This window comes from Psychrosphaera algicola, assembly GCF_028401425.1.
GTDB lineage: Bacteria > Pseudomonadota > Gammaproteobacteria > Enterobacterales > Alteromonadaceae > Psychrosphaera > Psychrosphaera algicola.
The window spans coordinates 1,570,114-1,593,463 of record NZ_JAQOMS010000002.1; the positions used below are offsets into that span (position 1 = coordinate 1,570,114).

Consider the following 23,350-nt stretch of genomic DNA (forward strand, 5'->3'; position numbering starts at 1 on the left):
GCCAAAGATCGGGTTAAAACTCAACACTCATAGAGAGGGAATAATCACTACCACTGTTGATATAATTGATCAGGCGCTCTTCATAGACAGAGTAGGAACGTACTGGCTCGTTAGTCAGGTTTAAGATGTCAAATGACACATTGATATTGCCATATTTGTAACTCATTCCAAAATCAAATTGATCTCTTGCTGCAACCATAACGACGTCGCCTAGTAACCCGATGCGAGACTGCAAAAACTGTCTCGATGGAATAGGCTTAAATTAAAATTTATATTATCTAAATCGTAAAACAATGCCGCAACGTAAGAGTCTGCAGCCCCTTCAATTGCCGGAATCGCCGTATTACTTTGCTCATGTAAATGCTCAGTGGTTGCAACATCTGTATATCTAAAACGACCTCCGAGCCCCTGCAATAGTCCAGGTAACATATGGAATTTACTGACGACATTGAGCTCCCAACCGCTGACGGTTTCATCCGCAATATTCGTAGGAGAAATAATAAGATATTCTCCAAACTGCGAATCATGTAGGGTTCTATACTCTGCCTTACTCGACAAATAATTGGAGAAGTCTTTGTAAAAGTAAGCTATTTCAAATACCGAATAGGCATCCCAGTAATAGTTCCAGTTGATATCAATGTTGTTCGACAAGGTAGGCTCTAAGTATGCATCACCTTGAAATGCGATACTTGCTCCGACCCTTGAAATATAATTGCCAAGTGTAATTGATAAGTCACTTAGGGTTGGTCTTGTCATCGTTTTGGACAACCCTAAACTCAAGACATTTTGCTCAGATAGAGCCAGTTTTACATTAAACGATGGCAAAAACTCTGAATAGCTATGAGTTTCGCTGATGTCACTAGCAGAACTAAAACTCATAATTAAGTTTGTCGGATCCCCTTCAATTGTTTCAATGCTTCTAATGGCCTGCTGATTTCCTTCTGACAAAACCTTTGTATTGGCAAATCGAACCCCAAGATTACCGCTCCAGTCTCCCATTGCAGATTCGCCTTGGAATTTGACACTGACATAACCTTCTAATAACTGCTCTTCCACCTGCCAAGATTTGCTAGGGTAATGCACTGGTTCTACACCACCTGCTTGTTTTAGTGCCCAAATCGAATCTGCTAAAGGGTGATCTTTGTCAATGATTTCCGTTTGAATATGTTCATCCGACCATAGGTAATCAACGTACTCTTGAGCGTCAAATGAATACCAATCTGTGGGGTTGCCGCCATCAATGAAATCTGACGCATCAAAGGGGCTAAAAATTTCGTCCGGTATGTCAAACACATAACCCGCAAACTCCCAACCATTTGGAGAACGAAAGCCATCTCTTTGCTTGGTTCTGGCCGATTGGTATATTCCCATATCAAACTGTTTAAACCATTTAAAGTCTGGAAACCAATGTAAGTCTAAACGAGTCTGAAAAATTTCATCTTTAACATTTTCACCATTAAATATAGTGCCATGGCTTCGAATATCTTCGATACCAAATTCACGGTCATAACTTAGCTCGGCATAATTAGCACCGGGGATAAATTGATAAACCGGATTCGCAAATGGCACGCCGGCGATAATAAATTGCTGTTTACCACCATTATTATTTTCGGCAGCTGAGTAAGATGTATCTAACGTTAACTCTATCGCATCGGACAACAAATGTTGAAGGTTCAACCCCATTTGGATAGTAGAGGTTGGTCGGTTTCGGTTGAGCTCAACAAAGTCGGTTGCAAAGTCCCCATCTTCTCTATATCGATAACCTAGCAACGTATTGTGATTATCTACTTGAACACTTTGAAACGACTCGCCTAACGTTGACTCAACACCAATTGGATTTACATGAGTCCAATTACCTGAAGACTTTATATGAGAATCGACTTCATATTTTGAATACAATAAGTCTGCCGTCAAAAGGGTTTTATCGGTAATGCTCGCCTGTAAAACGACATTTCCTCCAATACGCGATTCCTTACCTTCATCTATACGAAAATCATAATTCCTCGGCACGTAAACACGAGAATAGTCATCATTCTGCCCTTCTAAGTAAGACAAATCGACAGGGATCCAACCGTCTGTGTTGACCGACTCTAACCGATAATCTTTTTCGTGGTATTGAATGGAGATTAGCGCACCGTAGTCACCATTGTTATAACTAAATAACTGGGATATTTCAGGAAAGTACTCACCGGAAAGTTCACTGTAACCTAGTTTTACCGCTGACTTAGAATACGTTCCTAAGTGAGAACCGGGCATGGGACTGACTAAGTTAATCGTGGCGCCAATACTTCCGGCTATTAAGTCGGTTGACGGAGATTTATATACATTGACCCGTTCGATAACATCTGAGGAAAGCACATCAAAACTAAACTCACGTCCTTGATTTTCCGTCGCGATAACACGGCCATTATAAAGGACGTTATTAAATTCTGCTCCAAACCCCGTACAGAAACATGGGTTCCACCACCGTAAATTTTATCGGTTGATATGCTGGGCACATTTCGCACGACGTCTGCGGCATTGTTTTTGGCGATTTGATTAATCTGAGACTGGCTAATTTGCTCTGTTTGAGAATCAGAAAACCGTTTGAAATTGGCCGACTTGTCCATCGCGAACATTTTACCTTCAACGACGATAACTTCGATTTCCTCAACTACCGGTGAAATCTCAACTTCACCTTTGAGTACCACTGGCGCTTTTTCCTCAACGACTACAGGTTGAATCTTAGTGATCTGGATGACACCACTAGGCCGCACGGTTCCTTTTAGAGGGGTGTCTTTCAGTAATTGTTGTAATGCTTGTGATGCGCTGAATTCGCCCTGGAGGCCGTCGACGTAAAGTGAGCTTGCTAAATGATAAGGGTAAATTAATGCGCGATTCGTTTGTTTCGCAAAGCTATTTAAGGCATCGACTAAATTTGAAGCGGGAATATTAATAGATGATTTAGGTTGAACGTCTTCAGCAACGCTAACTTGGCTGTATAGAACAGCGCAGACTAGAAAAATAGCTTGGGTTTGAATTGAAAAAGTCAAAATAAATCTGAACTACACATTGATCAAAGCAGTTGCACACAATATCCCAAAAGCCAAAAAAGAAGTCACGACTAACATAAATATTAGGGTGACTTCCATTCTTCGGTAATGGCGTATTAGTCGGCCGCCATGATCTCTATTTGTTGATATCCAACTTTTGCAACCCTGATTGGGAAGTTAGACTCCAATGAAGCGAAAATAGAATCAATATCGTCAGTTTGGAAACTACCAGCAACTTTGATTGATTTTAATTCACTGTCCACGATCTTAATCTTATAACCGGTTAGGTTGCGGATTTCATCGACGGCATATTCAAGCGTTTCACCAGAAAAGACTAACATACCGTCGCGCCATGCTTGCATACGAGACATGTCGGCAATATCAACATTAAGTGCGTCTTTAACAGCGCTTAATGACTGAGCAATCTCTGCGACTGTATTTACTACAACTCGTTTACCGGCTGTTAATAATCCCAGTTCAACCAAATTAGGTTCAATATTTTCAATCAAATCTGACGATTGTGGGTTACCTGTTGAAGCAACTGCGACTGTACCTTCGGTGACTAACACGTCTAACGATTGTTCTTTTACTTTTACAGTAAATGCTGTACCAACCGCTTCAACACGACCTTGAGCACCGTATACTCGAAACGGGATCTGCTTGTCATGAGCAACATCAAAGTGTGCTTGACCACGCACCAATTGGATATCTCGCGTGCTTTCATCAAAGCTGACATTAACTTTACTATTAGAATTTAACGTAATAACCGAACCGTCGGCCAAGGTAAAGTTACGCTGTTGACCTAAAGCAGATATAAAAGTGCCATTAGTGTCCGCATATGGGTGCTGCTCAGTTGGGGTTTGAGTTGTCATAAATACTATCATCATGACCCCAACAAAACTCGCCAATGCGCCACCCATTACAGGCCAAGCAAACAACTTGTCAAACCAAGAAGTTTTTTCTACCACAGGACTAGACGCTGTCTGGTGCGCCGTATGCTCCAATGGAACCATTAGATCAGTTAGCGACGTATCAGACATAAATTGATTTAGCTTAATTAACGTGCCGCGGTGTGCTTTACTACGCGCCATCCAGTCAGTTAAGTCAGCCAACAATTTTGCGCTTGGTTTTTCATCGCGATCCAACGCGACCAACCATTCGGCGGCTTCCTGCTCAATCACATTTTGATCAGGAAATTCAACGATTTTCTTAACCATTATTCATTTCCTCGAACTTGCTTTAATGGACTTTTTCGATCTCTAATCGGAGTATCGACGTCCTGTTTTCTAATATACTCACTGCAATAAACCAATGCCATACTCAAATGTTTTTCAACACTGCTGAGTGAAATCTGCAATCGATCAGCGATTTCTTGGTGCTTCAAGCCATGCACCCTTTTTAATAAATACACCAACCGCCCCTTTTCAGGTAAATTTGATATTGCTTCACAATGAATTCCTAATGACTCCATGGCGACATTTTCAGCCTCCGCACTATGTGCTTCATCTTCATTAATGTGATCCATGCAATCTTGTATATAACTTGTCCGTTTATGCGACTTATGGTTTAACTCATTAATCGCTAAGTTCTTAGCAATAGTAAATAAAAACGCTTTTGGGTGTTCCAGCTCTTCTGTGCGTTCACTTTCCGCTTTAGCTGCTTTGATATACACCTCTTGAACAACATCCTCAATATCTTGTTCACTGTGCAAAAATCGTTTTAGATAATTGCGCAGAAACAGGTTGTTCTCGATAAATACGCTGGTTAGTTTTGTCCAACCACTTTCTCTACTGCTGCTTCTCGTCAAAACAGACACTCCCCAAGTTTCCAAACCTAATGAAATAGCGTTTGGAGATACCCGTTAGGTACTATTAAAAACAAAGTCCGATATCAAAAGCCGTAAATTTAGGCTACTTTTTATCATTGAATTTTATTATTTTTTCGGACTTACCCTGTTGCGCATTCAAAAAACTGATTTCTAGCTTATCTAGTTGCCAATTTTTAGCACTGCTAAATTGATAACATACGCACCATAAAAAACCGTAAAAATAATTTAATTTTTTTACGGTTTTTTCATTTTGTTTTGTCTTCTTGCGCGATTTCCAAGTCTTTTCTTGTTTAAAATCAGAATATTAAATGATTAAAAAATTTCAAAAAAAGCAAAGTATTTACAACTTTGCCTTTAAAAGGTTGGGAAAGGTTAAAAACCGTGTTTACGAATATACTCACCCACTTGTTGTAGTGAAGCGATATCTTGTTTATCAAATTCGCCATTTGGACGAGGTGCAAGGTTTAACAATAAGTTACCATTATTGTGTTCTTTGGCTACTTTTAGTTTATCTAAAATCGCGTTAACGCCTGAGTGTTTACCATCGTGTTTTTTGGTGTATCCCCAGCCTGCAATATGGGCACAAATTTCAATATGCTTGCCAGATTCCAACATTTGTTTTGTGACTTCTGGACGGTTTTGCAACCAATGAATTTCCGGCGCATAAAAATCTTCTGTTCCTAAGTAACCCGTTTTGTATGAAATCAGCGTTTGTGGCTGCAACTTACGGATTAAGTCATAGGTTTCTTCCATTCTAAACAGTTCAGTTTGACCGCTTTTTGGAACCGCGTGACCGTCTAACCAAATGTTTGCAATTGTGCCGTAATTTGTTAATAACTCGCGAAGTTGTTCGTGCATGTATTCAATGTAAATATTGAGGTCATGCTCTTTACCATATTTATAGTATTGCTCCTGCGGGTCATAAAGTGGACGAGCATGCCCACCCCATTTATCATTATTTGCCGCATGAGGGTGACGCCAGTCACGGCCATGGGAAAAATACAAACTCAGTCCAAGACCTTTTTATCACAAGCTGTTGCTAGTTCTTCAACTAAGTCGCGTCTAGCTGGAGAGTTAACGCTGTTAAAGTCAGTCGTTTTCGTATTCCATAAGCAGAAACTATCGTGATGACGCGTTGTGATATTGATATATTTCATTTCCGCCTGCAACGCCAAGTCTGTAATGAAATCGGCGTCAAATTTCTCAGCGGTAAAACGGTCTTTCAATTTTTGGTATTCAAGTACTGGAATTTTTTCTTTAATTTGAACCCACTCACCGCGACCTAATAAAGAATACAATCCGTAATGAATAAACATGCCAAATTTAGCGGCTTTAAACCATTCTAAATTCGCTTGCTTAGGATCGTTGCTAAAGGTGTTGCTAAACCCGTTTAAATAACCCGGAGTTGACGTTGGATTTACATTTGATGAGCAAGAAAACAAGGGCGCTGCCAATAATGATCCGGCGCCATAGCCCATATATTTAATTAACTGTCGTCTATCCATTTGTTTGTTTCCTCAATTCTTGTTGCTTTTACAACTATTCTTAATCAATTAATCTAGAAATAAAGTGCGCTTTAAGCGCACTTTAGAAACGATTATTATTTGGTAATCGGTCTGATCCTGAACGAGTATTGGTAGTCGCCCCACAGTATTTGGTAGTCAAACAATGGCGTAGAGCGCCACGAATCGGTGCCACCCACACCGCGTTGACGGTGATCGATATTAACAAATACGTAATCCGATTTTACTAAATCACTTGGATGTTGACGTAGTGGCTTCATTTTTTATACCAAAACTCACTGATGTCATAATGCGACGCATTAAAGCCCATCGTATAGTCGGATACAAACTCAACCCCTTCACCTTTGTCATTAAATAAAGCGACATGACGCACGTCTGTTCTATGACCACTTTCCTGCGGACGAACATATGGTGTGAATAGTTCATCAACTGTTGCTTCATACAAACCAACGTAAGCAGCTTCTTTTCTATCCCAATAGTTTTCTATCGGACCACGGCCGTACCACTGAACTTTGTCCATCGATTTATCAAATGTGAACTTCATACCAAGACGAGGCATCTCTGGGTGTTTTTTATGCTCAGCTGCATAAAACCAGTTATTTACCTGAATTTCACCTGAAGGTGACACAGTGTAAGTGACCTTTTGACGAGACTCGACCGCTGGAATTGATTGTTCTAACTCAACGATGACATCTTGTCCTGACATTTTATAAGTAAAGCTGTTGTTGAAGATCCCTTCAGCAGCTTTGTGCCATACAAGACTTTCTTTCGGCATCCCATCACCAAAGTCGTTGTCTGTAGGTGCACGCCAGAAGTCCGGAGTGGAGCTTTGTAAAAACTGTTCTTTGCCATGGTAAATAAGTGAACTGATGCTGCCATTATTTTTATCAAATGATACAGCAAACGTGTCACCGGTTACGGTGAGTACTTTTTCGTTCACACTTACTTTAAGAGCGTCATTAGTGACGTCTAATTTAGGCGTAATTTTTGGCGTTTTAGCAAATGCTAATTGCTCTGACGCTAATAACGTTCCAGCTGGTAAAATGCCTTCTGGTTTCGTATTAACAATTTCTAAATTAACAAAGTACTCAGCACCTTTTTTCAGATCATAATCAAAATCAAGGTCGACTTTTTCGGATTTGAACGGTTTAGCGTCTAGATCAAAGCCATCGTCTTGAGCGACAACAACTCCGTTTTCTAATAACTGCCAGCGTAAAGTACGGTTCGACAAATCACGGAAATAGTTTTTATTGAAGACTTTTATTTCTTCATCTTCCATATCGTGCCAATCGATATCGATGTTTTGGTATACTTTTTTAACTTCAAAATAATAAGGGTATGGCGTGCGATCAGCGTAAACCATGCCGTTAGCAGAGAAGCTGGCATCATTGCGAGTTCCTTCAGGTTCAATGTCACCACCGTAACCCCAGAACGCTTGCCCTTTTTCGTCTTTTAATGCCCAAGTTTGGTCAACCCAATCCCAAATAAATCCACCTTGTAACGAATCATGAGAATAAAACAGGTCCCAATATTCTTTAAGGTTACCGCCAGAGTTCCCCATCAAATGTTCATACTCAATTAGGATCAGAGGGCGTTGGTCAGTTGTTACCGTATTTTTAATGTAGTATTCAACACGCGGAACGCTTGCATACATTTGGCCATAAGCATCGGTATGACGACGTTGTTGCGCTTGTTCAACAATAACAGGTCTTGTGCCTTTAGATTTTAACCAATCGTATCCAGCTTCAATGTTTCGGCCATCGCCAGTTTCATTACCGGTAGAAAACATCACTACAGACGCGTGGTTTTTGCTACGTTCATACATGTTTTCAACACGATAAAGGTAAGCGCCCGTCCATTCTGGTTTATTTACGATGTGTTTTTAGGATTGTAAGTCGCCTTAGTTAGACGCCCCTAGCCCGTGAGACTCAATGTTTGCTTCATCTAAGATATACATGCCATATTCATCAGCAAGGTGATACAAATATGGGTCACTTGGATAATGAGAATTACGAATCGCGTTAACGTTCGCACGTTTCATCATTTCAATGTCTTTACGCATCGACTCACGAGAAATAACATGACCACTAACCGGATCGTGTTCGTGACGATTGACACCTTTAAATTTAATTGGCTTACCATTTACTAAGATAGTGCCATTTTTTAATTCACTGCGTCTAAAACCAACGCGAGCTTCTACAAACTCGATTTCCATTCCTTTGTCATCAAGTAACGTTAAGTTTAGCGTATATAGATTTGGAAGTTCTGCACTCCATTGCTTTGCTTTCTTAACAACTTTAGAGAAGGTTACTTCTGAAGTTTGATTTGCCGCAATTGGGTTTACATCAAGTACTTTCTTAATAACACTATCGTTATCATCGTCTAACAATTCAACTTTTACTTTATAGGCCGATTTTGCAGATGTGGCGTTATTTTTAATTTTTGCACTGAAATTAAAGACACCGTGTTTGTAGTCGTCGGTTAATGTCGAATCAACAAAATAATCTTTAATATGGGTTTTAGGTGTCGAATATACGAACACGTCGCGCTCAATCCCGCTTACACGCCACATGTCTTGGCATTCAAAATATGTCGCGTCAGAAAAACGGTGCACTTCTAGAGCAACGGTATTTTTACCGACTTTTGTATAAGGAGTAATATCGAAGTCAGAACCCGTTTTTGTATCTTCAGCGTAACCGACTTTTTACCGTTAACCCAGATATAATAAGCAGAGTTAACCCCAGCTAAATGGATATACTGTTGACGATCGCCCCACGAAGCAGGAATGGTAAATTCTTTACGATAAGAACCTACTGGCGTAGAAGCATCAGGTGTCGCAGGTGGTGTCACCTTAGGAACCGTACACGGATGATTTAAGTAATTGGCAATGCCAAATCGTTTATTCTCAGAGTTCATTTGCCAGTTAGCCGGCACTGGGAAGTCAATCCAACCCGAGTCATCAAAGTCCACTTGATAGAAATCTTTTGGACGCTCATCACGAAGATTAACCCAGTTAAATTTCCATTGGCCATTTAACAACTGATAGTTATCAGCCTGATAAGGAGTCGTTAGATTAATGTCGTTTTTATCTGTATAAGCATAAAAACTCGACCGTACAGGTTCCTTGTTTACCTGAAAAACTTCAGGGTCCAACCACTCAGGGCTTTTAGCGCAGGCGATATTGACCGTAAATAACAAGAAAACACCAGTCGTCAATTTCGATAATTTTACGTTGTTCATAGTCTTATTTATTTTTTTAACTTGGTGACATATAAACAAAGCCTATTAAGAAAAACCGCAAAAATAGTTACAAAAACTTACGTTTATCCATTTAGTTCACTGAATTTAGACGCGTTTTGATGACGTTTGTGGGATCACGCTGTGTCTAATTTATTTACGGAATTCAGGGAGATTACATGTTATTAATACCTCAAATAAGTCAGAGGTAATTAATGATGTACTCTTGCAAAAAATTTATTTCGGTGGCGGTATTGGCCACAATTTTACCAACTTTAAGCATGGCTAACGACAAGGTAATCGTTGATGTCGACTTATCTAAAGTCATTGGTAGTCAAAACCCTTTGTATTATGGCGGAAACAATATTTACCCTAAAGGGGGCCAAGGATTATTAACAGCCCAAGGCGAATATGATCCAATTGAAATGGAAGCGATCGAGAAACTCGGTATTCAATCTTATCGTTTTCCAGGCGGTTCAGAAGCAAATCTATATAAATGGAAACGAGCCATAGGGCCTTTAAAAGACCGAATAGATAATGTCAGTGGCAATAACCGAGGAAGTCGAACCAATGAATTTGGCTCTGATGAATTTGGTCAAATGTTAGAAAAAACCCCATTTAAACATGGCGTGATCATGGTCGCCTGGGGATACGAAACCCCACAAGACGCAGCAGACTGGGTGGAATACATGAATGCCGAAGTTGGTGCCAACCCAAATGGTGGCAAAGATTGGGCTGCTGAGCGTGCTAAAAATGGTCACCCTAAGCCCTATGGCATAAAATATTGGGAAATAGGCAACGAAGTTTACGGGAACTGGGAATTAAACTGGGGGTCTTATCCATACGAATTGGACGCTAAACGCGGTGCAGCCAATGTGCAAAAGACACTGCGTCAGGCACCAATGGCATGTTGCCTTTTGGTGATGCCAACCGCTATATTTATGGTGGGACTAAGTACTTTAAGCAACAAAGGGCCGCTGCAGAATCCACTTGGAAGGGGCCAAAAATTAAAACAAATGGCAAACCTAATCAAAACCTTTTTGTAAAATTTGCCCCTGTAAGTTTATCTAACCCAGACCAGCCTTTTGTGCTGACAATCAATGGATATAAATGGCAACGTGTTGATAATTTCACCCAGTCGACAGCGTCCGATACACATTTTGTATTGGAACCGAGATCTGGAAAAATCACCTTTGGTAATGGCCAACAAGGACGTATCCCCGACGCAGATCAATACGTTGTTTTAGATTACCTTTCTGGCAGACAACCCGGTTTTATTGATTACTATCAAAAGATGAAAGACGTCGACCCAACAATTCAGATCCTATCTTGTTTTGAAAAAGAATCATTTGTCGCGCAAATGGCGAAAGCAAACTTGCCTTTTGATGGGCTAACCAAACACTACTACCCAAATATGTTAAAAAGAGGTGGTCATCAAAAGTTTATGCCTTCTTTATTATCCGGTATTGATATCAGCCACAAAATTGATGAAATGATGTCTTGGTATAAAAAGTACCCTAACCCCGCGTTATCTATAGAGGATCAGAAAATTTGGCTAACCGAATACGACACAAAAAACCACATTAACCAAATCGCAATAATGCATACGGTTATTAATAACCATAGTAATGACGTTGCCGCCATGTTGGGACATTCTTTATTTTTAAATAATGATACGCCAATGGTCACTGACGACGGTATTATTCGTCCTCACGCTCTGCCAATCGAAGTATTTTCCAAACATATGTTCGACAATTTTGTTGAAGTGTCGGTTAAAGGTAAGCCGAATCACTATGAACAACGTTCTTTTCCTGCTTTTTTAGCCTCTGCTAGCATCAACAAAATTAAAAATAACTTTGCTGTAGTGTTAACAAATACCTCTGAGACAAAAACAACGACGGCACAAATAAATATAAATGGGGTTGATGTTAAAGCTGGTGTAACCGCAGAAATCTGGGCTTTACAATCTAATACAGGTAAAATTATTGACGACAATACTAAGGCATCACCAAATGCGGTAAGTCTTTCACATATTAGGGATATGCCAAACATCGGTACAAGCCTATCGGTTCCTGTTGCACCATAGGTGCGACTATTATTGTGAAATGGTTAAATACAAAATCGCATTAATAAAAAATTTAATTGAAAGTTTCTAGTGGTTTTTAAACATAAATGTCTTCAAGCTTTGTATTTTGATAGATTAGGCATGCGTAGAAAACGGCTAGAACTTTCTTTTAATTGGAGTTTTTAATGATTATCGAACAGCGTAAATTTGCGTAAAATACTAAACCTTGGTTTTGCCTTTTGTTTCCCTGCAATTAAAATTTGAGCCCACACACAAACTTTTTATCAGTAAAAATACATCAATATCCAATTTTTATAGATTATTTTTACGGTTTTATCAGATGAGCTTGTTTTTATTCATGCTTCGATAACAATAATAAAATATAGGATATTGTATGATGAACAAATTCAAACTTCTCGCAATAAGTTGTTTTATCACGATACCACTTACAGGGTGTGGTTCAGATGATGAGACTAAAGTGTTTCAACCAGAAGGTGCAATCGATTATTCAGCACCGGAAATTTCAATTATTGGTGGTGACGAAATTGAAGTTACCATTTTTGATACATATACAGACGCGGGCGCAACTGCAGTCGACAATGTTGACGGCGACGTTACAAGTGCTATCACCTCTGTAAGTACAGTTGATACATCAGTTGTAGGTGTTTACACCGTAACGTATACCGTTAGCGATTCTGTCGGTAACGAAGGTGTTGCAGTCAGAACCGTAACCGTTCCAGATACAGTCTTGCCAATTATTACCATCACTGGTACTGACATGACAATAGGTCAGGATACCAATTATACAGATGAAGGCGCGACCGCTACAGACAATGTTGACGGCGACCTAAGCTCAGCAATTACTGTTGTAAATAACGTGGATACAAGTACTATCGGCGTTTACACAGTGACTTACAACGTAACTGACGCAGCAGGCAATGTTGCGGCTGAAGTTGTTAGAACGGTTACTGTTGAAGAAGCTGTTCCAGACGATATCGCTCCTGTAATTGCGGTTGAAGAAACAGACATTACAATTCATCAAGGTACGACATATACAGACTCAGGTGTGACCGCGACAGACAATGTTGATGAAGCATCTGCGATTACAAGCGCAATTGTAACAACTGGTACAGTAGATACGAATGTAGTTGGTGTTTATACCTTAACTTATAGTGTTACCGATGCGGCAGGCAATGATGCCGACGAAGTGGAAAAATCGTTCGCGTTATCCCAGTTATTGACGGTGTAGATATCGTAGCTGACGTATTCCCAATGCAGACAGGTCAACAAGTCAAATTTGGTAGTTCAATTGACGGCGTTGTTGGTCAAATGTATTCAACTGGTCACGGCGTAAAATTAGTTACACATATGGTTAATAACATGCGTATGGACTTAGTACGTATCCCAGTACACGCAACGCTTCCTTTAACTGACCCTGTTTATGAGCAAATCAAAGAAGTTGCCGTTTATGCCAAAGAACAAGGCATGAGCATTATGGCAGTTGTATCTCAAAAAACAGGCGCTTGGTCTGAAATAAATACGTCACTTGAAGGCGACGCAAAATATTCTGCAATCGCTAAATGTGGTGAGACTTGCCCTGACAACATTTATGGCCTGGACTTAAATGACTACGCAACTTACTTAGATACTCTGTTAACCGATTTAGAAACAGCCGGTGCAAAAGTTGACTATTTAGCGCCGTTTAGTCAGGACGACGTAAGTGCGTCGGATTATCAAGCGTTATGGACTGCAATGTCGAGTGATGATGATGGTACGCTTAAACGCGTTGGACCTGAATCAGGTTATATTACTGACGCAGATGAAGTATACACAGCGCTTGCTGCTGAGTTAGATGTTGCCGCAGCCAACTTTGACGACGAAGATACCTTAACGTCTAGAGAGCAAAGAGCTGAGTGGGATGCTATGTCTGCAGCAGCTACAAACGACAGCGCACCATTATGGTTTACTGAATCATCTAAATGGATTAATGGTGGCTCTAATGCCAATGATAAATTGGTAACTGGTATCGGTAGCCTAATGGCGGCAATTAACGCTGGTGCAGAACGTATCGTATTTGAACGTCACGCTGCAATCTTCGCCTGGTTTAATGGCGGCAATACAGACGCAAAATATCACGCAATGAATCACTTTGCGTTAGGCACACTTGGTAACGTTGTTAAATCGGAAGTTTATAGTCAAGACATTAGAGGTGTGAGCTTCAGAGAAGGTGACACTTTATATGTAATGTTCACAAATGGTGGTACAGAGCCTGTACATGTAGCTGTTCGATTGCAAGACGGCGAAACAACGACTGTGACTGATATTGCGGCAACTGATGATGTATTTACTGTTCAAACATTCGGTACAGGTGGTAACAATAAAACACCTAGTAACATTTCAGTTAATGATGATAAAAACATCATTCAAGCGACAATTAACGCCAACAATTACATTCGCTTTACTATTCCACTAGCGCCTAGCACAGACGGTTAATGGTTTAATGATTAAGATGAAAGTGAATACACTTAAACTTAATGCCAACAATTAAAGCAACAAACATGAAAGGCCATTTACACCGAGTGTAGGTGGCCTTTGTATATATACCTAATTAAAACTGTACCGTTCTATACCGCTGTCGATATAATTCAAGTGGTTAATCGACACCGTGTTATACGCTGATATAAAACAACTTTAATGCATTATGTAAATAACAAAGCTTTTTGATGAATTATTTACGGGTTTTTAATTTTGATTTGTTTATATATAGAACGACAAGAGTGACGTTACAAATTACTGCGTTGCACTTTCAGTTAATCCAAAATAATAAATTGCGACATTAGCCAATTAAATAAAAATACTAGTGAGCAAAATAACAACGGAGTCAACAATGAAAAAGCCTTGGAAAACTTTACCAACGATAGTGGCCGTTTCGGTTCTGGCAGCGATTTATCCAGCCTATGGTCAAGCAGCTGAACAACAAGACGCAGAAGCTGAAGTTGAAGTTGCTAAAAAGTCGAAAAAAGCCAAAAAACTTGAGGACGAAATTGAGGTCATCGAAGTCACAGGACTTAGATCGAGCTTATTAAGAGCAAGCGAATTAAAACGAAGTGCAAACAGTGTAATTGATGTTATCAGCGCCGAAGACGTAGGTAACTTCCCCGATGAAAACGTTGTTGAATCATTACAACGTGTAACGGGTGTTCAGGTCCTGTTTGGCGAAAATGGTAGTGCAGGTGCTTTCAGGTACGTGGTGTAAGCCAAAACCGCATCGAACTTAACGGCCGAAGTGTTGCCGGTGGTGAAGGTACAGACCCTTCTCGAGACGTTAACCTTGCTGATTTTCCATCTGAACTTATTGACTCATTAGAAGTAATCAAATCACCAACAGCCGCGTTAACAGAAGGCTCGTTAGGTGCGACAATCAACTTAAAAACGAAGCGCCCACTTAGCGTTAAAAATAGCTTTTTAAACGTTAATGCTAAAGCCAAATATGGTGATGAAGTTGACGAAGTTTATCCAAATATAAATATTATCGGAACACATAGCTGGCGCGACACTAGTTTCGGTGACTTTGGTATGCTTATTAATTTAACGCATAATGACAACCACAGTGGTGGTGATGTTGTTGGGCTTGCCAGTTGGGGAAACAATTGCCCAATGTACAGCACTGACAACAATGGTTTAACAACCAACCAACAAGGTCTATGTGGTGAGGATGACGCGACAGTATACCGCCCTAATAGCTATGTACTGATTGACCGTAATAATCAAAATAGAAAAAATGCGATTGCAGCGACGTTTCAATGGGCACCAAACGATAGCTCATCTTATACATTAGATATCGTTCACAACGATACATTGAGCCACGGTACATCAGACGTATTCCAAATTACTTCTCAAACAAACTGGATATTACCAGCGGAAGAACTTGGCGAAGACGGCACCTTATATGCATTCAGCAATGTTCAAACCGGCACCGAAGTAACCCGTACAGATAATATGGGCCGAGTTATCGACACCGTTTATCCAGTAACCGCATTTGACAGCTCAATTGGTAATTTAAACCGAAGTACAGCCCAAGCGAACCACAACAGCACGACTCAAACTACAATTGCTTTAAAAGGTAAATGGGATTTTGATACGTTAGGTATCCAAGCTGAAGTTGCACACTCGAAGTCAGATCACGAACGTCATTACATCGCCGTTGGTTACAATGGTTATTATGGTAACCCTACCACTCAAAATGATCACCGTTTACGCGTTGATGACCCAAGCTTAATAGGTACCGACATGGCAACCGCTATTCGTCAAACTGGTACTGACTTGAGTGTTGATTTAACGGACCCTAGAACGGTTGGTATTTCATTAGCAAATGGTATGGATCCGAATGACTTACGCTCATGGCGTGTTACTAACTACCGTGATGATGGCTGGATACGTGAACCTACCACATCTGCTGCAAAAATCGATTTTGACTATTTTGTTGACTATGGCGTACTTGAGTCAATTGAATTTGGTGGCCGTTTTGCCCGTGACGTAATGGAAAACGCAAGTCGTTTCCGCTTCGTTTGTAACCCACGTTGGGCTTACAACGCAGATGGACCACATGCGAACAGTTATGATGAAACAATTCATGATGCGTGTGAAGAGCCAATCTCTGCGGTTGAATTAGCAGAACGTTATCCTTAGCATTAACGGAACACATGACGGTTTTTATAGTGAAGCCGGTAATGTGCCAACTTGGACCGTTTTTGACCTAGACATGTATCGTGATAATCGTAGTTTATGGAATGAAATTTCTGGCTTTAACGACAAAGGTTACGAAGAAAGCCCAGGTGAAAACTATACGATGACAGAAGACACCACTGCGTTATACGTAATGGGTAATTTCAACGGTGATGTATCTAGCTCAGTCACATTCCGCGGTAATATCGGTGTACGTGCAGTAAGAACAAAGGTAAGTTCTGAAACTTACAATGCCCTTGATGCCGAAGGTAATCCAGCAAAAGTAGAGTTGGAAAATACCTACGACAACTATCTACCTAGCATGAATATCGCCTTCGCACATGAAGATTATGGTTTAGTGCGCTTAGCCGCCGCGAGAACGATGGTTAGACCTGCATTAGGAAAACTATTACCAGTAGCACAGTTAAACAACTTCCAAGGTTGTGCGGTTTTTGACCCACAAGACCCGTTTGGTGTTTATAACTATGGTGTTCCAAACCCGAATCTAACTCAAGCTGAACAAGAGCTTCAAATTGCGCAGCAATATGCAATACAAAACAACTACAACGGTACCGTTGACAGTTGTCCAGGTATCCGTTCTGGTAGCACTAACATTGGTAATATCGAACTAACAGCACAAACGTCTGATAATGTAGATTTAAGCTTTGAGCGTTATTGGGGCAAAGGCAACATGGCGAGCTTAGCGTTCTTCTATCGCAACGTACAAGCTGACTTAGTTACAAAACGTGGTATTTTAGCGGTTCCTGCAACACTATGAAGTGAAGTTATTGGCCAAGATGGTAATGGCGGCTACTTGTTAGGTGAAGACTTATCAACACAACCTGGTTTTGAATTATGGCGTATACGCAGTGCGTTTAATGGTGAAGGTACAACACGTAAAGGTATCGAGTTAGGTTATACTCAGTGGTTAGACTTTTACTACAGGTGCGTGGAGTGGTTTAGGCTTCTCTTTAAACTACACATATACTGAAGGAACTCGTCCAGCGCCGACATTTATCGACTCTGCAACTGAAGAAGAGCTTGATTTATCGACCATGCAGGGCATTCCAGTCAACCTTGTTGGCCAAGAAATTCCAACTGACTTTGTCGGTCAACGTGATATTTTTGACCAGCTAGCTGCACTAGGTGACGATGGCCCACTTCCAAATGGATTTGAGTTATTAGACCATACGGTTCTGCTACCGATTTCAAACATGTCGGAGCACTCAGGAAACATATCAATATTTTACGACAAAGGCCCATTAAATATGCGTTTAGCGGGTAACTATCGTAGCGAATATTACAATGCCGGTGAATTAAATTGGCCTAAGTACTTCGACGACGTTGTCCGTGCTGACTTCTCGTCATCTTATAAGATTACAAAAAATCTTAAGGTTCAATTTAATATCAACAATATACTTAAGACTGTTTCGCACAGCTACCGCATCGATCCGCAACTTACGGACCGTTCGAGCTACAGTGACCGTATATTTACACTTGGTATGAGTTACCGCTTCCAGTAAGCAATAATAATAAGGCAAGCATTTAATGCTTGCCTTTTTTGTTTAATCGAGACTGTGTTTGTTAATACGCTATACACCTTTCACTAAGGATCTATGATCAAATAACCTCTTCTTAGGTTCCTTAATAAAATGACGAAAGGTACCAACAAGTTACAAAAACTTAACCGCTGTTAAGTTAAATATTAACAAGCTAGCTCATTCTTAATAAAGAGTTAGAAATGACTATTTCAAAAACAAAATCACCACTTTATAAAGCACTGACCATCAGCCTTTTGTTAGGTTTCAGCGGTTATTCTGCTGCCGATGTTAAACAAGATTTCCAACAAGCTTTTACTAACTTTTCTAATTTTGCCAAAGCTGGCGATCTTCAAGCTAGCTTACCGCACGGCAAAAAGTGTATGAACTAAGCAAGGAACTGTACAACGAGCAAAGTCCTAGCCGCATTGCTGCTGCTGAAAACTACGCTTTTGTCCTCAAACAACTTAGCAAAGATAAAGACGCAGAAAAGGTCTATATCGACTTAATTCAACTTAAAGAAAAGAAATTTGGTAAACATTCAAAAGAGCTCGTCTTGCCATTATCCGACATCGCCGGTTTGGCATTAGCTAAGGAAAAAGCTGCGGAATACAAAATTCGCTACGAAAAGCTATATCTGCGCCACAATAGTTCGCAATTTGTACCACAACTTTTATCAAATGGTTTACCATCAGCGCCACTGGCAGAGAAAGTACGAGAGAAAATGAGCCAAAGTTATGGCTCTGAAATAAAAGTTGTAGAATCGCCACACTGGACACTTGTTGCTGTTGGTAAATCTAAAAAATTCGCTAAAAACGCCTCCAAAATACTGGAAAACAGCTATGAATCTTTGCTTGGTTTTAGCATTGCAATTGATATGGCTCCAGCAAAACTAGAGGAAAAAATGACGGCGGTTTATTTTGAATCACCAGAGCAACAGCGACTGTTTATGCAAAAATCTAAGTGGGCGAGAAACAAAATCGCCATTATGGTTATCAATAAAAATGGTAAAGCCTTTCCATAGTACAGCGATAGCGCGCAACGCAACCCGATTAGCAGGCTTTATTACTGGGTTAGAGAAACGTGTAAAAGGTAAACCTACATGGGCTTATCGAGGCTTATATAGCAGTTTCCAGTTTGGCAAGGGAAATCAAGAATATGGTCCACATACCAATAACTATAATCGACAACAGGTGAAAAAAATCGGAACTATTTTGAGCCGAGAAGATGCGCCAAATGTTCACAAAATCGTGTCGTATACGGGCTCAAGTTTACCTTGGTTGGAAAAATCTCAAATGGAAACCTATTATCCGTTTTTAATCCGTTATTTATACCAATATTATCCTAACCAACTCTCCGCGTATTTTACTGAAATTTCGTCGAAAAACTCGAAGTCGTCTGGCCCTTCATTAAGAGCCACGTTTGAAGACGCTTTTGGTGATATTTCGGCTCATGAAGCACCATTTAAACAGTACTTACAAACGCTCGTTAATGAACTTTAACCACATAAATTTCTTTAACGATTAGACATACAACTCGGAATATAGGACCACTTAGTCTTTTATTCCGAGTTTATGCCATTTCCAATATCACCTAAGTTTCACCGCTTGCTTCGCGTTAATCTAGCGCGGAGTCTAATGAGCGCCCAGCAATCCTAAATGCCTTAATTTTAAACTCATTTTAATCACGATATTTAGCATATATTTGCCATTTTTTTATGGTTTCGACGTCGCAAGTTTGTTTACTAATTGTCCAAAATCGAACTCAAAACAAGTGCACTTCATATCGCCTGCACTGAATAAAAAACAAAAACAAAAACAAAAACAAAAAGGCTACTACATGAACCTATTACAAAAACTAACAGGGATGCTTTTGATATTATTTTTAATATCCTGCGGCGGAGAAGATTCATCAACAAAACAAAATGAACAAAACAATACCGAGACCGGAGGGTCTAATACCGGTGGCGGATCAGAGAATGGCGGCACAAGTGAAACCAAAAGGATTTTGGTGGATGTCACCAATATCAATCAAACCATTTCTATGATGGGAGGTGACATGGAGCGCAGTCATAGAAACTTCGGACAAGTCGCCAATCAACAAGAAGTTATTCGTTGGGTCGCAAAAGACATAAAATTTGATACGTGGCGTGTCGCTTACGATAAACACCAAGAAATGACTGAGGGCGTTAAAGATTTTTCCATTTACGATAATGCCGTCAAAGCAATGCAATTGATAAAATTGGAAAACCCCAATATAAAGTTTTTGCCACACTGGAGTCAGATTACCACGGCTATAGTCAGGGGAATCGGAATAATCTACCAACTTGGATTTACGATTATGCCTACCTAGATTCAGAAAATACTGGAAGCCGTTCATTTGACGCTGTGAAGTATGGCCTTTTTCTCGCAGATTATGTTGAATATATGTCGCAATCTGGCGTGCCAGTAAGCTATATAGCAACATCAAAAGAATATGTAGGGGTGATTACCGTTGATCGTGCAAAAGTGGCGATAGAGACGTTGCAGGATGCCTTAACCGCTAGAGATATTGACATGCCACTCATAATCGATGCTGGTACATGGTCGTTAAGCAATGGCATTAAACTCATTGGTAACTACCAAGCAAAGGGCATTAACCAATATGTTGCAGGGTACAGTTCACATAATTACTGGTCAGGGGAAACAAAAAGTTGGGGTGATTTTATACAAGCCGCCAACGACGCTGGAAAATTTGCCTATAACGAAGAATCAGGTCATGGCGGTGGTGGACAGACAATATATGAATCTGATTTTAACTATGCACTAGGCACCTATGCGGCAAAAACCGAGATGTATAGCGCGGGCCTGCAAGGCGAAGCCATTTTTGAATTATGGCCTCGTGGTTATAATGAGATCCAAACGAACAAATATTTTGCAAAACCGATCTTTTTTAACAAAGGCACCGACGGCCGAAGAATGCGCTCTTATTACCTGATGAAACATTTTGCAAACAATGCTGTCGACAGTAAGTATGTTTCTGCGTCAACCACCAACCTTGATTCATTAAGCACGATGGCGTTTATAAAAGGTGATAGTTTGGCCCTATGGGTTATCAACAACCAAAACGACGCTCAAGACGAAGTTGAATTTGTTATTGACCAACTCAATTTGAAAACAGGTATGACGGTTCAACACAGGGTTTGGCAAGAATCCACAGCGATTGAAGGCCTAGCATCGACAATCGAGCTACAACAAGACGGTAAATTTACGGCAGATATCGACATGAATAGCCTCAACCTATTTATCATTAAGCCGCAATACCCTCTTACTCAGTTTGTCAAAACTGACGACGGTGAATTTACTGAGATGAATAACCAAGCGGTCGCTGTTATTGAAGCGGGGATTCCGTTGAGTTTGAACCCAAATCGACTGCAACGGGCACATGGCATTGGAATGGTCCAAATAATTTCAGCGCCGATCAAGCTCATATTCAACTGTCTAATATTACGCCTGAGATGGCGGGTTATTATCAGGCAACTTTTAGTGACAGCGATGGCAATACTAGCGCAATCACTACTGAATTGGCTGTAGATTGTAAAGTCGATCCTGAACTCAGTTTTGAGTATCAAATAAACCAAGAAAACCGGGTCGACAGCCAAACAAGTATCTATTTAAATACAGGGGATAAACTCAATATAACTCCACTTTCTCAAACATCGGGGGACTGGCATTGGACAGGACCGGGTTACATTGATGCAACACAGGATTACTTAGCAATTGCAACGGCGAAATTAAAACACGCTGGGCAATATACCGCTCACTTCACGAGCGACGCTGGGTGCCGTGCCAAACTAGAGTTTGATGTGAATATAGCCTGTAGTGACACGCCAACAATTGAACCTAAAATGTTCATTGCAGGAAAGTGGCAATCGACCTATGAACTTGAATATAGAAACGGTGATACCTTTCAAATTGGCCCAACGTCACCAGATGTGGGTCGTTGGCAGTGGACTGGTCCTAATGACTTTAAAGCCATAGAAGTTCGTCAATTGTCATTCGCTGATGCAAGTGAAGCACAGCAAGGACAATACACGGCGACGTTAACTACGCCATTAGGATGCAGTAGCAGCGCAGTTTTTGAAACAAAGCTTGTTGAAGGAGAATGCACGCCATCGACTGTAACGCCTTATATAAGGGTAAACGAAGGGACTTGGCAAAAGTCACCTCGGTAACGGTCAAAGTAGGCGATACGATTGATTTAGGGCCACAACCCCACAGTGGCACTTGGTCTTGGTCTGGACCAAAAGGGTTTAGTAGCTCAGAACGCCAGATCCAAATATCAAATCTACAGTTAGACCAAGCAGGGACTTATACGGCGACCTATACGCCCGCAAACGGTTGCCTTAGCACAGCCGAATTTGTAATAGAAATATCCCAATAACGGGTCAAAGGCAACATTAACCAATGTGTTCGTGTTGCCGCCTCCCCACTGTCTAATTTAGCAATGATTTACAAACACACTTCCTGAACAATTAATGTTCGACGTAAATTAGTCAACGCAGAACCTGCAAAAAAACCTTTATAACAACCTTTATAACAACGTTTATAACAACGTTTATAAAAACGGACCTTATGCCAATTCAGTAAAACCGTGGAAACTTTCAAGTCGTTTAAGAGCCAATGGTAAACCTAGCTTGACGACAGTTTTAGGACATACTTTTGATGCTGGCGAGATATCGCCTTTGATTAAAATGAATAGACGTTAACAAATATGAGATCAAGGCTAGGGGCAAGACACTGCTTCTAAGTTACAGTGCCTAGTTTTGTCAATAACGCGCACGCACTATACGTACACCAAATAGGCACAATATCAGCAAGCCAGTTAATGATCCGCCGGAGCTGTTATCGGTATCAGGTAAAGATTCAACTTTGTCATTCACAACTAAGCTGACATTGGCGTCAATTGATTCATAAGTAAGATCAGTAAAAAATACACCAGACAACTCACCGTCGTTACCAAGCAAAGATAATGTAACCTTTCCTGTGCTATGGGCATAAAATTTCAGTGTCGCCAGCAGGGTATTTTGCTCATTAACTCGCTCAGGGCTGATAACTAAGTTATCTACCGTAGCGTATTCTTCAATACGAGAAAATCTCGGTTCGGTCAACTCATCCCCAGTAAATTCAAGTTGCTGCAATGCAGCGTCGTTATAATCAAATGCAAATGAAGAAATGGATTTATGTTCAGTATTTTCTAAAATAACATTTACTAAAAAGTAATCTCCGACCTGTATATCATCCGATAATACATCCAATGTTACGCTAGCTTGGGCAGCAGGTATTAAGCTCATGCAGATTATGATAAAGCGACAACAAGCCTGCTTTAGACGGCTCCCTACGAGTGTTGTATGTGTCATGAAG

21 protein-coding genes and 4 pseudogenes are annotated in these 23,350 nt (G+C 40.5%); 15 read left to right on the plus strand and 10 right to left on the minus strand.

Going from position 1 to position 23,350, the window contains the following annotated elements; all coding sequences use genetic code 11:
* Positions 1 to 13 precede the first annotated feature (13 nt).
* The 9 genes and pseudogenes from PN838_RS08385 to PN838_RS08425 form a co-directional block, all read right to left on the minus strand.
* A complete protein-coding gene (locus PN838_RS08385; protein ID WP_272180362.1) occupies positions 14 to 235 on the minus strand; it encodes a hypothetical protein in 222 nt (73 codons plus the stop codon).
* Positions 211 to 2,358, minus strand: coding sequence for an outer membrane beta-barrel protein (locus PN838_RS08390; protein WP_272180363.1), 2,148 nt, complete (start codon positions 2,356 to 2,358; stop codon positions 211 to 213). Before PN838_RS08390 ends, PN838_RS08385 begins: the two co-directional genes overlap by 25 nt.
* On the minus strand, positions 2,298 to 3,032 hold the full coding sequence (locus PN838_RS08395; protein ID WP_272180364.1) for an STN domain-containing protein: 735 nt from the start codon (positions 3,030 to 3,032) through the stop codon (positions 2,298 to 2,300). Before PN838_RS08395 ends, PN838_RS08390 begins: the two co-directional genes overlap by 61 nt.
* Before the next feature lie 116 nt (positions 3,033 to 3,148).
* Entirely contained in the window at positions 3,149 to 4,249 is a 1,101-nt protein-coding gene (locus tag PN838_RS08400) for a FecR family protein (protein ID WP_215964403.1), read from the minus strand.
* Positions 4,249 to 4,839, minus strand: coding sequence for an RNA polymerase sigma factor (locus PN838_RS08405; protein WP_252736690.1), 591 nt, complete (start codon positions 4,837 to 4,839; stop codon positions 4,249 to 4,251). The genes PN838_RS08400 and PN838_RS08405 overlap by 1 nt, the downstream gene beginning before the upstream one ends.
* A gap of 393 nt (positions 4,840 to 5,232) precedes the next feature.
* Positions 5,233 to 6,365 (minus strand): annotated as a pseudogene (locus PN838_RS27135) (alpha-L-fucosidase).
* Positions 6,366 to 6,460: 95 nt separating this feature from the next.
* Positions 6,461 to 6,643: a beta-galactosidase small subunit-related protein gene (locus tag PN838_RS08415; RefSeq protein ID WP_272180365.1), complete on the minus strand. Its 183-nt coding sequence runs from the start codon at positions 6,641 to 6,643 to the stop codon at positions 6,461 to 6,463.
* Complete coding sequence (locus PN838_RS08420; protein ID WP_334313492.1) at positions 6,640 to 7,746, minus strand: beta-galactosidase small subunit family protein; 1,107 nt, start codon at positions 7,744 to 7,746, stop codon at positions 6,640 to 6,642. The genes PN838_RS08415 and PN838_RS08420 overlap by 4 nt, the downstream gene beginning before the upstream one ends.
* Positions 7,735 to 9,623: pseudogene (locus PN838_RS08425) on the minus strand (glycoside hydrolase family 2 TIM barrel-domain containing protein); the annotation flags it as partial. The pseudogene PN838_RS08425 and the gene PN838_RS08420, both read right to left, overlap by 12 nt.
* Positions 9,624 to 9,835: 212 nt before the next feature.
* On the opposite strand from PN838_RS08425, the gene PN838_RS27935 reads away from it, so the two are divergent.
* The 15 genes and pseudogenes from PN838_RS27935 to PN838_RS08495 all read left to right on the plus strand — a co-directional run bounded on the left by PN838_RS27935 (position 9,836) and on the right by PN838_RS08495 (position 22,370).
* Positions 9,836 to 10,666: an alpha-L-arabinofuranosidase family protein gene (locus tag PN838_RS27935; RefSeq protein WP_502592183.1), complete on the plus strand. Its 831-nt coding sequence runs from the start codon at positions 9,836 to 9,838 to the stop codon at positions 10,664 to 10,666.
* A gap of 1,413 nt (positions 10,667 to 12,079) precedes the next feature.
* Positions 12,080 to 12,934 carry an immunoglobulin-like domain-containing protein gene (locus PN838_RS08435; RefSeq protein WP_272180367.1) on the plus strand — a complete coding sequence of 285 codons (855 nt, stop codon included), beginning with the start codon at positions 12,080 to 12,082 and terminating at the stop codon, positions 12,932 to 12,934.
* A 23-nt stretch (positions 12,935 to 12,957) separates the two neighbouring features.
* Complete coding sequence (locus PN838_RS08440; protein ID WP_272180368.1) at positions 12,958 to 14,178, plus strand: hypothetical protein; 1,221 nt, start codon at positions 12,958 to 12,960, stop codon at positions 14,176 to 14,178.
* 394 nt (positions 14,179 to 14,572) lie between these two features.
* Entirely contained in the window at positions 14,573 to 14,941 is a 369-nt protein-coding gene (locus PN838_RS08445) for a TonB-dependent receptor plug domain-containing protein (protein ID WP_272180369.1), read from the plus strand.
* An 11-nt stretch (positions 14,942 to 14,952) separates the two neighbouring features.
* A pseudogene (locus PN838_RS26260) lies at positions 14,953 to 15,033 on the plus strand (hypothetical protein); the annotation flags it as partial.
* A 228-nt stretch (positions 15,034 to 15,261) separates the two neighbouring features.
* Positions 15,262 to 16,374, plus strand: a complete 1,113-nt coding sequence (locus PN838_RS08450) for a TonB-dependent receptor (protein WP_272180370.1) — start codon at positions 15,262 to 15,264, stop codon at positions 16,372 to 16,374.
* A gap of 43 nt (positions 16,375 to 16,417) precedes the next feature.
* Complete coding sequence (locus PN838_RS08455; protein ID WP_272180371.1) at positions 16,418 to 17,188, plus strand: TonB-dependent receptor domain-containing protein; 771 nt, start codon at positions 16,418 to 16,420, stop codon at positions 17,186 to 17,188.
* Positions 17,189 to 17,414: 226 nt separating this feature from the next.
* Positions 17,415 to 17,933 (plus strand): annotated as a pseudogene (locus PN838_RS08460) (TonB-dependent receptor); the annotation flags it as partial.
* 218 nt (positions 17,934 to 18,151) lie between these two features.
* Complete coding sequence (locus tag PN838_RS08465; RefSeq protein ID WP_272180372.1) at positions 18,152 to 18,340, plus strand: hypothetical protein; 189 nt, start codon at positions 18,152 to 18,154, stop codon at positions 18,338 to 18,340.
* A complete protein-coding gene (locus tag PN838_RS08470; protein WP_272180373.1) occupies positions 18,328 to 18,972 on the plus strand; it encodes a hypothetical protein in 645 nt (214 codons plus the stop codon). Before PN838_RS08465 ends, PN838_RS08470 begins: the two co-directional genes overlap by 13 nt.
* Complete coding sequence (locus PN838_RS08475) at positions 18,953 to 19,450, plus strand: hypothetical protein (protein WP_272180374.1); 498 nt, start codon at positions 18,953 to 18,955, stop codon at positions 19,448 to 19,450. Before PN838_RS08470 ends, PN838_RS08475 begins: the two co-directional genes overlap by 20 nt.
* A gap of 337 nt (positions 19,451 to 19,787) precedes the next feature.
* Positions 19,788 to 20,300 (plus strand): hypothetical protein, encoded by a 513-nt coding sequence (locus tag PN838_RS08480; protein WP_272180375.1) that lies wholly within the window; start codon positions 19,788 to 19,790, stop codon positions 20,298 to 20,300.
* 35 nt (positions 20,301 to 20,335) lie between these two features.
* Entirely contained in the window at positions 20,336 to 21,520 is a 1,185-nt protein-coding gene (locus tag PN838_RS08485; protein ID WP_272180376.1) for a glycoside hydrolase, read from the plus strand.
* Positions 21,511 to 22,161, plus strand: coding sequence for a hypothetical protein (locus PN838_RS08490; protein ID WP_272180377.1), 651 nt, complete (start codon positions 21,511 to 21,513; stop codon positions 22,159 to 22,161). The genes PN838_RS08485 and PN838_RS08490 overlap by 10 nt, the downstream gene beginning before the upstream one ends.
* Positions 22,140 to 22,370 (plus strand): immunoglobulin domain-containing protein, encoded by a 231-nt coding sequence (locus tag PN838_RS08495; RefSeq protein ID WP_272180378.1) that lies wholly within the window; start codon positions 22,140 to 22,142, stop codon positions 22,368 to 22,370. Before PN838_RS08490 ends, PN838_RS08495 begins: the two co-directional genes overlap by 22 nt.
* 385 nt (positions 22,371 to 22,755) lie before the next feature.
* Here PN838_RS08495 and PN838_RS08500 read toward each other — a convergent pair whose 3' ends face one another.
* A complete protein-coding gene (locus PN838_RS08500; RefSeq protein ID WP_272180379.1) occupies positions 22,756 to 23,346 on the minus strand; it encodes a hypothetical protein in 591 nt (196 codons plus the stop codon).
* Positions 23,347 to 23,350: the final 4 nt, after the last annotated feature.

Bases quoted from the DNA above. Each gene is read 5' to 3' on its own strand.
- PN838_RS08445 (WP_272180369.1), top strand. From the start codon at position 14,573: ATGAAAAAGCCTTGGAAAACTTTACCAACGATAGTGGCCGTTTCGGTT.
- PN838_RS08440 (WP_272180368.1), top strand. From the start codon at position 12,958: ATGCAGACAGGTCAACAAGTCAAATTTGGTAGTTCAATTGACGGCGTT.
- PN838_RS08415 (WP_272180365.1), bottom strand. From the start codon at position 6,643: ATGAAGCCACTACGTCAACATCCAAGTGATTTAGTAAAATCGGATTAC.
- PN838_RS08435 (WP_272180367.1), top strand. From the start codon at position 12,080: ATGATGAACAAATTCAAACTTCTCGCAATAAGTTGTTTTATCACGATA.
- PN838_RS08400 (WP_215964403.1), bottom strand. From the start codon at position 4,249: ATGGTTAAGAAAATCGTTGAATTTCCTGATCAAAATGTGATTGAGCAG.
- PN838_RS08465 (WP_272180372.1), top strand. From the start codon at position 18,152: ATGACTATTTCAAAAACAAAATCACCACTTTATAAAGCACTGACCATC.
- PN838_RS08420 (WP_334313492.1), bottom strand. From the start codon at position 7,746: ATGGTTTACGCTGATCGCACGCCATACCCTTATTATTTTGAAGTTAAA.
- PN838_RS08475 (WP_272180374.1), top strand. From the start codon at position 18,953: ATGGTAAAGCCTTTCCATAGTACAGCGATAGCGCGCAACGCAACCCGA.
- PN838_RS08500 (WP_272180379.1), bottom strand. From the start codon at position 23,346: ATGACACATACAACACTCGTAGGGAGCCGTCTAAAGCAGGCTTGTTGT.
- PN838_RS08450 (WP_272180370.1), top strand. From the start codon at position 15,262: ATGCTTATTAATTTAACGCATAATGACAACCACAGTGGTGGTGATGTT.
- PN838_RS08480 (WP_272180375.1), top strand. From the start codon at position 19,788: ATGAACCTATTACAAAAACTAACAGGGATGCTTTTGATATTATTTTTA.
- PN838_RS27935 (WP_502592183.1), top strand. From the start codon at position 9,836: ATGATGTACTCTTGCAAAAAATTTATTTCGGTGGCGGTATTGGCCACA.